Genomic DNA, 12420 nt, shown 5'->3' on the forward strand with positions numbered 1-12420 from the left:
CCCGAGGTGACGGGCCGGTCCCTTGCCTCCGCGGATCGGGCTCACGTCCGCCACGCCTGTCACATCCACAGCACACCGTCGTCCTCGTGCTCGCGTACGCGGAAGGCCATCATCCGGCGCAGCAGATCGCCGGGCACGGGCCGGCCGTACGGAAGCTTGACCGACCCCTTGCCGGTGGCGAAGTCGGCGAGGTCGGCGTCGAACGCCTCGCGGGTGCTGGGGGTGAACACGACGTTGGCGTGCTTGGTGTGGCCGCTGACCATGAACAGGATCGTCCCGGACGGGTGGACCCACGCGGGATGGCCCCACTTGATCGCCTCGCTCGCCGCGGGGACCGCATCGAGGACCAGCGCCCGTACCTGCTCAAGCAGCTCGCGGCCCTGCCCCGCGAAACCCCCGATGTACTCATCGACCGTCTGCGGCTTTCCCATGGCGCCAGTGTGGCACTGTCCGCCCTTCGTGGTGCGGCGACGGAATGCCCCGCTGCAGGCTCGCCGAAGAACCTCTTCGCATGCGTCCAGCTCAATGGAGGGTGGGTCGGTAAACGAGCTCTTGGATGCGGCCGTCGAGCGTCCGGTTCTCGAGCAGCTCCAGGTCGAAGTCGGCCGCACCCTGGAAGATCGCGTCCAGCCCGGTCCGACCGGTGATGACGGGAAAGAGCGTCACGTGCAAGCGGTCGACCAGGCCGGCGGCCATCAGCGCCCGGTTCATCGACAGGCTGCCGTGCGAGCGCAACGGCACCTCGGACTCCTCCTTGAGCCGAGCGACGACGTCGACGGCGTCGCCGCTCACGAGGTCCGCGTCCAGCCAGTCGAGGGGCCCTTCCAGCGTGGTCGACACCACCGTGGCGGGCAGGCTCGTCATCCGTGTGACCCATGGGTCACGCACTTCGGACTCGGCGGTGCTCGAGGCGAGCATCCGCGCGAATGCGCGATACGTGTTGGCCCCGAAGACCATCCGCTGCTCCTCGCCGTACACAGCAAGGCGGTGGTCGAGCAGCTCGGGGCCTTGCTTACCCCAGTAGCCGGTCCAGTCGCCGCCGGCGGCGCCGAAACCGTCAAGGCTGGAAAAGACGTCGAAGGTGTAGGTAGCGGTCATGTCGAACTCCTCGGGCGCGGTTGATCGGTGCGGGTACTGACCCGTCCCGCGGCGAAACGCGTCACCGTTGGACGGGCCACCGCGTTGCGTAGGCGCTTCCGCTTCGTCACGCATCGGGCGGGACGAACCGACCGTCGCACCCATAGACCCGGCAAGTTTCCGAAACTCATCGCTGTGCCCACCACAAGAGGCTCTGACCACTCGAATGCCACGCGCTCAAAGGTCGACGGCACCTTTCAGTGGCCAAGTAGCGCTGCCCGTGACCACCTGTCGCCGCGAGTAACAACGCACCGCTGCGCGCCGGCCCCGACATCTGCGCCGGCCCCACCCGGTACCGGTACCCCCGACAGAGGCCCCCGCGTGACCCGGATCAGTGCGTCAGAGCGATCTTGAAGGAGATGATCAACAAACCGAGCAGCACGTTGACCGAGGCAGTGACGGTCAGGAGCCGCCACGAGGCACCGGCGCGGCGGGCCGCGGCCACGGACCACCCGACCTGCCCGGCCACCGCGACGGAGACCGCCAGCCAGGCGGTGCCCTCCAGGTCCAGGCCCAGGAGGGGGCTGATCGCCACCGCGGCGGCCGGTGGGACGGCGGCCTTGAATATCGGCCACTCGTCGCGGCATACGTGCCACACGGTCTGGCGGTCCATGACCTGCTGCGCCAGGCGCGCCCCGAACAGCTGGGCGTGCACGTGCGCGATCCAGAACACCATGCCGGTGAGCAACAGCAGCAGCACCAGCTCGGTGCGCGGGAAGGAACCCAGTGTGCCGGCGCCGATCACCACCGAAGCCGCGAGCATGGAGCCGTAGACGCCGCCCGTGTAGTCGGCCTGCGTCCGGCGCTCAGCGCGACGTCCGGCAGTCACACTGGGATGGGCCCTGGGCACGGGTTCCTCCTCCGAGACGGCCGGGAAGCGGCCTGCACATGTCGCATGTCCTGCCCCTCGCCCCATCACATCCGATGGACCTGCCGCGCGCCTCACCCGTCACGGGGGAGGGTCCAGGCGGAACGGGGTGCGCACGGGCGTCCACCAGCCGCGGCCGGGTACAGAGCACCCGGCCTCGACGCCTGCGAGAAACAGGCTGGTCGGGCTGCTGCCGAGCTGCGGTCGATGCGGGCCCGCCTCTTCTGCCCCGGCTGGCAGAAGGCGCCGACGCCAAATCACCTGCCTTTCCGGTGACCGTGCTGCCGCAATCGAACAGTGCCAGGCACTCCCCGTCCGACGGGCCTCGCACCCGCGCGTCGACCAGGTAGGCGTGCTGTCGGCGACGACACCCCGCCCCGTCATCGTCCGTTAGCGAAAGACCGCCCGAATCCGGTGGAACCGGCCTGCGCCGGATGGAAGCCAGGTGGGCAGGTGGCTCTGCGCGCAGCGGGGTGAAAGCGCGGCGGCGGTCCGGTGTGCCGCCGCGCATGCCCGCCGCCGCGGCGGGTACGACCACTCCCGTACGGGGGCGTCGCGGAAGCGGCTGAAGAGCGAGGGGTGTCGTAAGTGATTCGAAAGCTGCAGGCGGTCGCGCTGGACTGCGCCGATCCGGTACGGCTCGCGGAGTTCTACGCGGAGCTGCTCGGCGGGCGGGTGGTCCCGGATCCGGAGGATCCCGACTGGGTCGAGGTGGAGGGGTTCGAGGGGACGCCGCTGGCCTGCCAGCGGGTGGACGGCTACCGAGCGCCCGAGTGGCCCGGCCAGGAACGCCCGCAGCAGCTTCACCTGGACTTCGACGTGGACGACCTCGACGGCGAGGAGAAGCGGGCGCTCGCCCTCGGCGCGACCGTACTGGAGCGGACGGACCAGCTCCGCCCGGAGGCCAACTGGCGGATTTACGCGGACCCGGCCGGCCATCCGTTCTGCTTCTGCCTCCACTGAAGGCCACCGGGCCCGCGGCAGTCACTGAGGCGGTCCCGGTGCGCGATCGAAGGGCGGCCTCCCGTTCTCAGTGGTGGAGCTGGACGGCGGCACGACGGACTGCTGGGGCTCCTCGTCCAGGGCTGGAAGCCGGACCCCACCGGCAGGTAGTCAACGGGGTGTGGGCGCGGTTACGGACGGGTGCCCCGCGGCGTGACCTGCCGGACCGCCATGGCCGTGGCAGACGGTGCATGAACGATCCGCTCGCTGGGAGGCAGACGGCGGAGGTGGACGGCGGAGGTGGACGGCGCTTAGGCCCGCCTGCCTGAGGAGGCCCAGGTCCGGGACGACTCGGTCGGGGCGTCGGAGCGGGCGGTGTCGGCCGACTCCGTCGTGGGGGGATTCGACGGGTCCGCCGCCCGCGTGGGGCTCTGTCGCGTGCGAGGTCAATCACACGGGCAGAGCCTGGAAGGCGCGGACTCGCCCGGTGCTCAGTGCCGACCGCAAGGCGGCGAAGGCTCTGCGCTAGGTGGCGAAGGCTCTGCGCTCCCCGTACAGATGCCGGCCGGCACGCCGACGTCGAACCGCCGACATGGGGCCCGTATCTTCTCCGCGCCGTGGTCGTTGGGAAACCCGGTCGTGGTTAGTCCGGTTGTATGGGGGGAGGCGGGCGTGGAGGTCAGGGATGTGCATCATGCCTACCGTCAGCGTGAGGTCCTGCGGGGCATTGATGTGCTGCTTCGAGCGGGGACGTTGTGCGGGATCGTCGGGGAGAACGGCGCCGGTAAATCAACGCTGCTGAAGATCCTCTCCGGTGAGTTGCGGCCCTCACGCGGCACGGTCCGTCATGGTGGTCGGTTCGGCTACTGCCCGCAGCACGTGGTCCTCAACGACGCGCTGACGGTCCGGCAGCACTTGAGGTTCTTCCAGAAGGCATACCGCCTGGCAGATCTGCGGTATGCCGAGGAGGTCATGGACGTGCTGGGGTTCGCCGGTTACGCCGATGAGCGGGCCGGGGTGCTCAGCGGCGGGACGCGACAGAAGCTGAACGTGACGCTGGCGCTGATGCACGATCCCCAGGTGCTGTTGCTGGACGAGCCGTATCAGGGGTTCGACTGGGACACGTACCAGCGCTTCTGGGATCTCGCTGTGCGCCTGCGTGATGCGGGACGTTCGGTCCTGGTCGTCTCCCACCTGGCGTACGACACCGAGCGCCTGGACGAGTTGTGGCGTCTGGACGGCGGGGTACTCCGCCCGGACCAGGCGGTGGCCGCGTGAGGTATCACCTGACCCGGTTCGCACTCGCCACCGGATTCGCGCTGACCGAGCACGGCCGCAACCGGTTCGCCATGGTCCTGGTGATCCTGTTCGTCCCCCTGTGGACGACCCTTGCCTACCTGGCGATGCCCGACACCCCTGCGCACATGCGGCTGCGCGCCACCGGGGAGACGCTGGCGCCCCACGGCAACGAACTGACCGAGATCAGCGGCGCGCTCAACGCGGTCACCCTGATCACCGGATTCATGATGTTCGCCGCCACCTTCTCCGGGAACCTCTTCGACCGCCGACTGGCGCTGGCCGGCTACCCCCGCGCCCACCTCGTACTGGCCAAGGTCACCGCACTGGCACTGATCTCGGCTGCCGTCGCCGCCTACGCCACCGCGGTCACCTGCCTGGTCTGGACACCCCGCCAGCCTCTGCTGCTCGCCGCCGCGCTGTTCAGCGCGGGACTCACCTACGGCGCCCTCGGCGTCGGCTTCGGCTCGGTGCTGCGCCGGGAGGTCGAAGGCATGTTCGCCATCGTGATGACCAGCATCATCGACCTCGCGCTGCAGAACCCGATCACCAGCTCCGGGGCCGACAACCCGGTCATGCGCTACCTGCCTTCCTATGGAGCCATGCAGGCCGGCACGGCGGCGGGATTCTCCACCAGCCCGGTGCCGCGACACCTGGCAATCCAGCTCACCTGGTTCGCGGGAGCGGCCCTGATCGCCCTGATGGGCTTTCGCCGCAGCACCCGTAGCGCCCTGTACGTCAACGCACAGCCCCCTGAGCCTGTGCCGGGTAGTGGCGCTCCGTCCCTTCCCGCGCCGCGCCGAACTGCCGTGCCGTCGGCTTCGGCATCCGACACGGAAGCACTCTGAGGTCCACGTCCCAAGATGCGCAAGCAACCGCAGCCCACCGCCGCACCCCTCGACACGGCCACGCACGCGCGACGGCGAGGCCGAGCCGGCACGCGTGCCCTGATGGGCGAGGATCCCGTCCTTCGTGCGGCGTACCAGATGTGCCGCCGCACCACCCGGCAGCACGATCCCGGGATCTACGCCCTCGTCCAGTTGGTGCCGGCCGTCCTGCGCCCGGCGTGCTGGGCCCTGTGGGCGGCGGCCAGCGTCCTTGACGATCTGGCGGACGAACGCGGCGCGGCGCCGGCCGAGCGCGCGGCGCACGTCGAGGCGTGGACCAGGGCACTGAAGCACGACCTGGCGGTGGGCAGGAGCACCGATCCGATCCGGTACGCCTTGTTGGACACGGCGGGGCGGTGGAGTCTGGACCTGACCAGTCTGCAGGGCGCCATGGCTCAGACGCGGGACGACGCCCACGGTCTACGCTTCCCCGACTGGGCCGCGTGGCGGGCCTGGTGCAACAAGGGCGTCGTGCCCTGGGTCGACCAGGTACGGCACCTGTTCGAGCAGGCCGGCGCGCCGATGACGCTCCGACTGGACCGGCAGGCCGACTACCGGCACTTCGTCGACGGCAGCCAGCTCACCGACACCCTCACCGACCTGAGCACCGACCTCGCCGACGGCCACCTGCTCCTGCCGCGGGAAGCCCTGGAGCCCTTCCCCGACGCCGAGGCGGACCTGGCGCAGGGCCGCTGGAGTCCAGCCGTGGCGGCCTTGATCGCCGAGCTGACAGCCCTGGCGCGCCGTCAGGTGACCAGGCCCGGCATGACGAGAGGAATGCACCCGGGCCCCGCCACTGTGCTCGACACGGCGGCCGACCTGATGCGCGCCCAACTCGATGCCATCGACGCGGCCGGCCCCACCCTGCTGACACGCCCCCCACGCCCCTCCGTCATGGCCCGCACTCGCGTGCTCGGCCCCGCCCGCCTCCGCTCGGCCCTGGCCTGGAGCCTGACGCCCCTGACCGTGCCAGGCCCCCGGCCCTCCGCGACGGAGGCGGGCAATCCGGGTCCGGCAGCCGACGACACCGGGCTCCGGCCCCCGCCTCCGCACCCTGACGGCATCCGGCCCCCGCAGATCGCCGCCCACCACATGCCCTGCCATGTGGCGGTCATCATGGACGGCAACGGCCGCTGGGCCGAGCAGCGCGGCCTGCCCCGCCACGAAGGCCACCGCGCCGGGGCCGCCGCCGCGCACGAGATGGTTTACGGCGCTCTGGAGATCGGCCTGCCCCACCTGACCCTTTACACGCTCTCCACCGAGAACTGGAAACGCGGCACAGAGGAAATCACGATGATCCTGGAGGCAGTCCAACGCGAACTCGACGAGGGCCCCCTGCGTGACCTGGACGTGCGCCAGCGCTGGTCCGGCCGGCCCGACAAATTGCCCGAGGACCTCGTCCATGCTCTCCGGCGAGAAGAGCATCGCACCCGCAACCGCACCGGACTGACCCTCACCGTGTGCATCAACTACGGCGGCCGCGACGAGATTGCCCGGACCGCCGCGGCACTCGCCCAGGCAGCCCGAGACGGTGAAGTAGACCCCCACCTCCTCGGCGAGGACGACTTCGCCCGCCACCTGCCCCACCCCGACATGCCGGACGTGGACTTGTTGTGGCGCACCGGCAACGAGCAGCGCACCTCCAACTTCCTTCCCTGGCACGCCACCTATGCCGAGCTGTACTTCACCCCCGGCTACTGGCCCGACAACGACCGGCGTGACCTGTGGGACGCCATCACCGAATACAGCGGACGCCAACGCCGCCACGGCGCCGTCCCCGCCCCCCTCGCCTGATGGTTGCCGCCGCCCGCACAGGCGCTACAAGCGCAAAGCCGAGCCCTCCGGCCCTGCCCGCCGCAGGCGAGGTGGATCCTCGTGACCGGTCCGCCGAGCGGACCGTTGAAGCCGGGACCGAACTTGGCCTCGATCGTGTCGTGGGCCTTGCGCTCGGTGGACGTGTGCGGAGCGGAGCCGTTGTCGGGAAGAGCCAGGCGCATGTCCGTGGCGGGCAGGGTGAGCGCCGGCAGGATGCCCGCCACGGCCGGCACCGTCGGCAGCGGCCTGGCGATGACCCACCTGGTCCAGCGGGTTCCCATGGTGGTGCGGCCGGTGGACAGGTAGCAGTTCGCGCTGTCGCAGATCAGATCGCGCCGGGCGCGTCCGTCACCATCGGCTTCCAGGCCACCCACACCGGCGGTACCGCCCCGCCGGGCTCCTACACCCTCAGCGGCACGGCCCGTGCCGTTTTTCGGGGGGTTCACCGGAGTGACCCCGAGAGCGGAGGGCACACTCTCCACCGTTCCTGTCGAGGACATGGCCCGCCGCCACCCGGTCGGGGCGTGGGAGGGGAGACCGGATGGCGGCGGGGGTGGAGGGGAGCGCGAGGTCAGGCGTCGACCGCGAGTACCGGGTCGTCGGTCAGACTGGTGGCCAGCCACTGCTCCACCGCCGTGATGTGGACGGTCGCCGCGGAGACGGCGAGCAGGGCGTCCCGTGACTGAAGGGCGCTGAGGATCTGCTCGTGGTCCTGGTGGGCGGCGTTCAGGGCGTGACCGGTCTGGCTGCCGCGGACGATGCGGACGCGCTGGGTGCGGGTGGAGAGCACTCGCAGCAGCATCGACAGCACGGGGTTGCCGACCGCTTCGACGATCCTGAGGTGGAAGGCGATGTCGTGGGCGACGAACTCCTCCACGGTGGCGACGGTCCGGGACCGGTCGAGGATGTCGCGCAGTTCCCGGAGGTCCTCCTGCTTCAGCAGCGAGGCGGCCAGCCCTGTCGCCTGCGGTTCGAGCAGACGTCGTACCTGGAGCAACTGCAGAGCCGTGTGGCCCTGGGAGACGTCGGCGGCGAAGGAGAGGCTCTCCAGCAGGAGATGGGGCTCCAGACTGGAGACGTACGTGCCGTCGCCCTGCCGGGTGATCAGGATGTGCATCGCGGTCAGCGCCCGGACCGCCTCCCGCAGGGAGTTCCGGGACAGCCCGAGCTGTCCGGCGAGGATCTCCTCCTTCGGCAGCCGGGAGCCGGGCGCGAGTTCGCCGGCGACGATCATCGCCTTGATCTTGTCGATCGCCTCGTCCGTCAGTGCCACGAGGTGCCTCTCTGATTCGGGGACGCGCAGGCCCGGTGGCCCGCCTGGCCTGCGCGCGGGCCGCCGGAGCGGCTTGCGGTACGGGGCTATTCCTGCTTCTCGCCGGAGGCGAACCGGGAGATGATCAAGGCGACGATGATGATGGCTCCGTTGAGGAACTGGTTCCACAGCGGAGGCACACCCGCCAAGGTCATGACGTTCACGACGAGTTGCAGCGTCAGCACACCGGTGAGCGCGCCGAAGATCGAGCCCTTGCCGCCGTTGAGGCTGACTCCGCCGATGACGGTCGCGGCGAAGACCTGGAAGATCCAGCCGCTGCCCTGGGTGGCGGAGATGGAGCCGTAGTGGCCGCTGTAGAGGATGCCGGCGAACGCGGCGAGGACGCTGCCGAGGATGAGGACGATCCACACGATGCGGTCGACGCGGATACCGGCGGTGCGGGCCGCCTCAGGGTTGCCGCCGATCGCGTAGAGCGCCCGGCCGTGCCGCAGCCAGGCCAGCGCGCCGGCGCCGAGGGCGAACAGCACCACGCAGATCCAGATCGCGGCCGGGACACCCAGCCACGACGACTTGCCCAGGTAGGTGAAGGAGGACGGCAGTTCCACGATGGACTGGCCCTCGGAGAGGGCGACCTGGAGTCCGCGCAGCATGGTGAGCATGCCGAGGGTGACGATGAAGCCGTTGAGGCGCAGCTTCAGGATCAGGAACCCGTTGGCGGCCCCGATCACCACACCCACCAGCAGACAGAGCGGCACCGCCGTCCACTCGGGCAGCAGCCCCAGGCCCGTGAACCGGGCGCCGCTCGTGGGCAGGACCAGCCACACGGCGATGACGGGCGCCACGCCGATCGTGGACTCCAGGGACAGGTCCATCCGGCCGCAGATCAGGATCAGCGCGGTGGCCAGCACCAGCAGGCTCAGCTCGGTGGACTGCTGGGCCACGCCGATGAGGTTGTCGCCGGTCAGGAAGGCAGGCGAGACGATGAACCCGATCAGGCCGAGGACGAGGATCGCCGGGACCAGGGACAGGTCACGAAAACGCCCGAGGACGAGCCGGCGGCGCGTGGCGTCCGCGGTGGTCGGCTCGGTCGTGATCACAGCGGGCTCGGTGAGATCTGTGGTGGCGGACATGACTACCTTCCGTGCTCGTCTGCGCCGGTTGAGGCGGGTACGGCGGATGCGGGGGAAGCGGGGGCGGGAGCCGTGCCGCCGCTGACGCCCTCGATGGCGGCGACGACGACTTCGTCCTTCCAGCCGCGGTCGAACTCGGCGACCACGCGCCCGTGGAACATGACGACGACCCGGTCACAGACCTTCAGGTCGTCCAGTTCGTCGGAGACGATCAGCGCGGCCTTCCCGCCGTCCGCGACCTGCCGGATGCGCCCCAGGAGGAACTCCTTGGACTTGACGTCCACCCCGTTGGTGGGCCGGATGGCCACCAGGACGTGCGGATCGGTGGCCAGGGCACGAGCGACGACGACCTTCTGCTGGTTGCCGCCCGAGAGGGCGGAGACCGGGGTGGCGGCTCCCGGGGTCTTGATGTCGAGGTCGCGGATCATGCGCCCGGCGAAGGCCTTGGTACGTGCGGGCAGCACCGTGCCGAACGGACCCAGCTGGCCGGTGACGGTGAGCGTCGCGTTCTCCGCCACACTGCGGTTGGTCACCAGACCCTGGAGGTGGCGGTCCTCGGGGACCAGACCGACTCCGACGGCGAGCGCGGACGGCACACTGCCGGTGCGCACGGTCCTGCCGCCGACCGTGATCCGGCCGTCCTTGGCGCGGTGCAGACCGGCGATCGTCTCACCCACCTGCACGTTGCCGCTGGCGGTGGCTCCGGCGAGCCCGACGACCTCTCCGGAGCGGACCGAGAGGGAGATGTCCTCGCAGACGCCGGGCAGTGTCAGGCCGTCGATCGCCAGCAGTTCGGTGCCATCGGACCGCGAAGCCACAGACCCGCCGACGGAGGCGGTGACCGTGGAGGCCGATTCGCCGGTCATGGCCTCCACCAGCGCCCGGTGCCCGAGTTCGGCGACGGGCGCGGTCAGGATGTGCGCCGCGTCGCGGTAGACGGTGACGGTGGTGCAGAGGTCGTACACCTCTTGCAGATGGTGCGAGATGAAGAGGAAGGCGACGCCCTGCCGCTGGAGGTCGCGAAGCTTTTCGAAGAGGCGGTTGATGCCGCGCGCGTCGAGCTTCGCGGTCGGCTCGTCGAGGATGATGAAGCGTGCGCCGAACGACAGCGCTCGCGCGATCTCGACGAACTGCCGCTGCTCGACGGTGAGATCCCTGGCCCGTGCGGCCGGGTCGACGGCCACGCCGTACTCGCCGAGCAACTCCGCGGCGCGTTGGCGCAGTTGCTTCCAGCGGATGGGCTGCACCGCCCCGGCGCTCTGCCGGTTCAGGAAGAGGTTCTCGGCGACGGTCAGCTCACCGATGATGGTGGAGTGCTGATAGACGCAGGCCACGCGCGAGCGCCAGGCGTCGATGTCGCCGACGGCGGGCGCCGGAGCGCCGGAGAAGCGCAGGGTGCCGGTGTCGGGCTGCTGCAGGCCGGTGAGGATGGACACGAGCGTCGACTTGCCGGCGCCGTTGCGTCCGACCAGGGCGTGCGCCTCGCCGGGGGCGACGGCGATGCGGGCGTCGCGCAGCGCGACGGTCGCGCCGAATCGTTTGCTGATGCCGGTCGCGTCGGCGACGGGGGCCGGAGTGCCGAGGCCGATCGCCGGGCCGGTCGCGGTGTCCGCCATGGGGGATACCGTCCTTCGTGTACGGAGGCTGGAGCCGAGGAGCGCGGGAGGGTGTACGCGCAGGCGGGTGGGCGTCGGGGGACGAGGGCCGCGCGTCCCCCGGCGCGGCGGGCGGGAAGGGCCGGTCGCCGGGAGTGCCGGTCGCCGGGAGTGCCGGTCGTCAGCCGACGTTGTTGCCCCACAGGGTCTTGTCGTCGACGTTGTCCTTGGTGACCAGCGGGGCGGGCAGCTGGTCCTCGAGGCCGTTGGCGATCTTGATGATGGTGGAGTCGTGGTCGGTCTTGCCCGGCTTGAACGTCTTGCCCTCGGCCGCGGCCTGGGCGTAGTACAGCGCGTACTTGGCGTAGAGGTCGGCGGGCTGCGAGATGGTGGCGTCGATCTGGCCCTTGCGGATGGCGTCGAACTCCTGCGGGATTCCGTCGTTGGAGACGATCGAGATGTGCCCCTTCTGGCCGGCCGGCTTGAGCAGGCCCTTCTGCTCCAGCAGCGCCAGGGTCGGCTGCAGGAAGACACCGCCCGCCTGCATGTAGATGCCGTTCAGGTCGGGGTGCTGGGCGAGCAGGCTCTGCAGCTTGGCGGAGGCGACATCGCCCTTCCAGTCGGTGGGCAGTTCGAAGACCTTGATCTTCGGGAACTTCTCCTTCATGCAGGCGGCGAACGCCTCGGAGCGGTCACGTCCGTTGATGGAGTCCAGCGCTCCCTGGAACTCGGCGACCTTGCCCTCGCCGCCCAGCTGCTTGCCGAGGAACTCGCAGGCCTTGGTGCCGTAGGCCCGGTTGTCGGCGCGTACGACCATGTAGACGTCGCCCTTGTCGGGGCGGGTGTCGACGCTGACCACGGGGATCTTCTTCGACGCGAGGGTGTCGAGGGTGGAGGCGATGGCCCCGGTGTCCTGCGGGGCCATGACCACGGCCTTGGCGCCCGTGTTCTGGAACACCTGCACGTTGGCGACCAGCTTGGTGACGTCGTTCTGCGAGTTGCTGATCGGCAGCGCGTTGACGCCGTCGGACTTGACGTCCTTCTCGATGTACTGCGCGTAGGAGTTCCAGAAGTCGGAGTCGGAGCGCGGCAGGTCGATCCCGATGGCGGGCTTGTCGCCGCCCGAGGCGACCGAGTCGGTGCCTTCGCGGTTGCACGCGGTGGCGAGGGCCAGTACCGCGAGCACGGCGGTGGCTGCGGCGGTGGAACGGGTGCGAGCGAGCTTCATGGCCGTGTTCTCTCCTAAGCCAGGGGCGCGGGGCCGCAGGGCGACGGTGGGAGGGCGTACCTGCCTGCGGGGAGGGGCGAGGTCGCCGGGCGGGCACCTGCCGATCCGGCGCGGAGAACGCGTGAATCGTGCCCTGAGGGTGGGATGTGAGGGTCAGCCGGGGACCGAGGATGCGGGGGCGGAGCGACCGCATGGAGGCGAGCCGAATGGCCGCACCGAATGGTGAACCATTCCTCCGATGTATCCCGG

General features: G+C 70.3%; 12 protein-coding genes. 5 read left to right on the top strand and 7 right to left on the bottom strand.

Annotated elements, in window-relative coordinates; genetic code table 11:
- Positions 1-59: 59 nt before the first annotated feature.
- The 3 genes from AQJ84_RS24165 to AQJ84_RS24175 all read right to left on the bottom strand — a co-directional run bounded on the left by AQJ84_RS24165 (position 60) and on the right by AQJ84_RS24175 (position 1966).
- Positions 60-431, bottom strand: coding sequence for an iron chaperone (locus AQJ84_RS24165; RefSeq protein ID WP_030037925.1), 372 nt, complete (start codon positions 429-431; stop codon positions 60-62).
- A 91-nt stretch (positions 432-522) separates the two neighbouring features.
- The gene (locus AQJ84_RS24170) at positions 523-1098 is read right to left on the bottom strand and encodes a dihydrofolate reductase family protein (RefSeq protein ID WP_030037924.1); all 576 of its coding nucleotides are present in this window, start codon (positions 1096-1098) and stop codon (positions 523-525) included.
- Between the two features lie 370 nt (positions 1099-1468).
- Positions 1469-1966: a hypothetical protein gene (locus AQJ84_RS24175; RefSeq protein ID WP_225889141.1), complete on the bottom strand. Its 498-nt coding sequence runs from the start codon at positions 1964-1966 to the stop codon at positions 1469-1471.
- Between the two features lie 627 nt (positions 1967-2593).
- Here AQJ84_RS24175 and AQJ84_RS24180 point away from each other — a divergent pair.
- The 5 genes from AQJ84_RS24180 (at position 2594) to AQJ84_RS44770 (ending at position 7251) form a co-directional block, all read left to right on the top strand.
- Entirely contained in the window at positions 2594-2968 is a 375-nt protein-coding gene (locus AQJ84_RS24180; protein ID WP_030037922.1) for a VOC family protein, read from the top strand.
- Between the two features lie 651 nt (positions 2969-3619).
- Positions 3620-4225 carry an ATP-binding cassette domain-containing protein gene (locus AQJ84_RS24185; protein WP_030037921.1) on the top strand — a complete coding sequence of 202 codons (606 nt, stop codon included), beginning with the start codon at positions 3620-3622 and terminating at the stop codon, positions 4223-4225.
- Positions 4222-5091 (top strand): hypothetical protein, encoded by an 870-nt coding sequence (locus tag AQJ84_RS24190; protein ID WP_030037920.1) that lies wholly within the window; start codon positions 4222-4224, stop codon positions 5089-5091. Before AQJ84_RS24185 ends, AQJ84_RS24190 begins: the two co-directional genes overlap by 4 nt.
- 15 nt (positions 5092-5106) lie before the next feature.
- Positions 5107-6924, top strand: a complete 1818-nt coding sequence (uppS, locus tag AQJ84_RS24195) for a polyprenyl diphosphate synthase (protein ID WP_051869494.1) — start codon at positions 5107-5109, stop codon at positions 6922-6924.
- Between the two features lie 201 nt (positions 6925-7125).
- Positions 7126-7251 (top strand): hypothetical protein, encoded by a 126-nt coding sequence (locus AQJ84_RS44770; protein ID WP_259294300.1) that lies wholly within the window; start codon positions 7126-7128, stop codon positions 7249-7251.
- Between the two features lie 265 nt (positions 7252-7516).
- Here AQJ84_RS44770 and AQJ84_RS24200 read toward each other — a convergent pair whose 3' ends face one another.
- The 4 genes from AQJ84_RS24200 to AQJ84_RS24215 all read right to left on the bottom strand — a co-directional run bounded on the left by AQJ84_RS24200 (position 7517) and on the right by AQJ84_RS24215 (position 12171).
- Positions 7517-8218, bottom strand: coding sequence for a FadR/GntR family transcriptional regulator (locus AQJ84_RS24200; protein ID WP_053191048.1), 702 nt, complete (start codon positions 8216-8218; stop codon positions 7517-7519).
- An 86-nt stretch (positions 8219-8304) separates the two neighbouring features.
- A complete protein-coding gene (locus AQJ84_RS24205) occupies positions 8305-9348 on the bottom strand; it encodes an ABC transporter permease (RefSeq protein ID WP_053191050.1) in 1044 nt (347 codons plus the stop codon).
- A 2-nt stretch (positions 9349-9350) separates the two neighbouring features.
- Positions 9351-10964 carry a sugar ABC transporter ATP-binding protein gene (locus tag AQJ84_RS24210; RefSeq protein ID WP_051869492.1) on the bottom strand — a complete coding sequence of 538 codons (1614 nt, stop codon included), beginning with the start codon at positions 10962-10964 and terminating at the stop codon, positions 9351-9353.
- Positions 10965-11124: 160 nt separating this feature from the next.
- Positions 11125-12171 (bottom strand): sugar ABC transporter substrate-binding protein, encoded by a 1047-nt coding sequence (locus AQJ84_RS24215; protein ID WP_030037915.1) that lies wholly within the window; start codon positions 12169-12171, stop codon positions 11125-11127.
- Positions 12172-12420: the final 249 nt, after the last annotated feature.

Source organism: Streptomyces resistomycificus, from assembly GCF_001514265.1.
GTDB lineage: Bacteria > Actinomycetota > Actinomycetes > Streptomycetales > Streptomycetaceae > Streptomyces > Streptomyces resistomycificus.

Coding starts and splice junctions, on each gene's coding strand:
- AQJ84_RS44770 (WP_259294300.1), top strand. CDS start 7,126: ATGTCCGTGGCGGGCAGGGTGAGCGCCGGCAGGATGCCCGCCACGGCC.
- uppS (WP_051869494.1), top strand. CDS start 5,107: ATGCGCAAGCAACCGCAGCCCACCGCCGCACCCCTCGACACGGCCACG.
- AQJ84_RS24170 (WP_030037924.1), bottom strand. CDS start 1,098: ATGACCGCTACCTACACCTTCGACGTCTTTTCCAGCCTTGACGGTTTC.
- AQJ84_RS24165 (WP_030037925.1), bottom strand. CDS start 431: ATGGGAAAGCCGCAGACGGTCGATGAGTACATCGGGGGTTTCGCGGGG.
- AQJ84_RS24210 (WP_051869492.1), bottom strand. CDS start 10,964: ATGGCGGACACCGCGACCGGCCCGGCGATCGGCCTCGGCACTCCGGCC.
- AQJ84_RS24215 (WP_030037915.1), bottom strand. CDS start 12,171: ATGAAGCTCGCTCGCACCCGTTCCACCGCCGCAGCCACCGCCGTGCTC.
- AQJ84_RS24205 (WP_053191050.1), bottom strand. CDS start 9,348: ATGTCCGCCACCACAGATCTCACCGAGCCCGCTGTGATCACGACCGAG.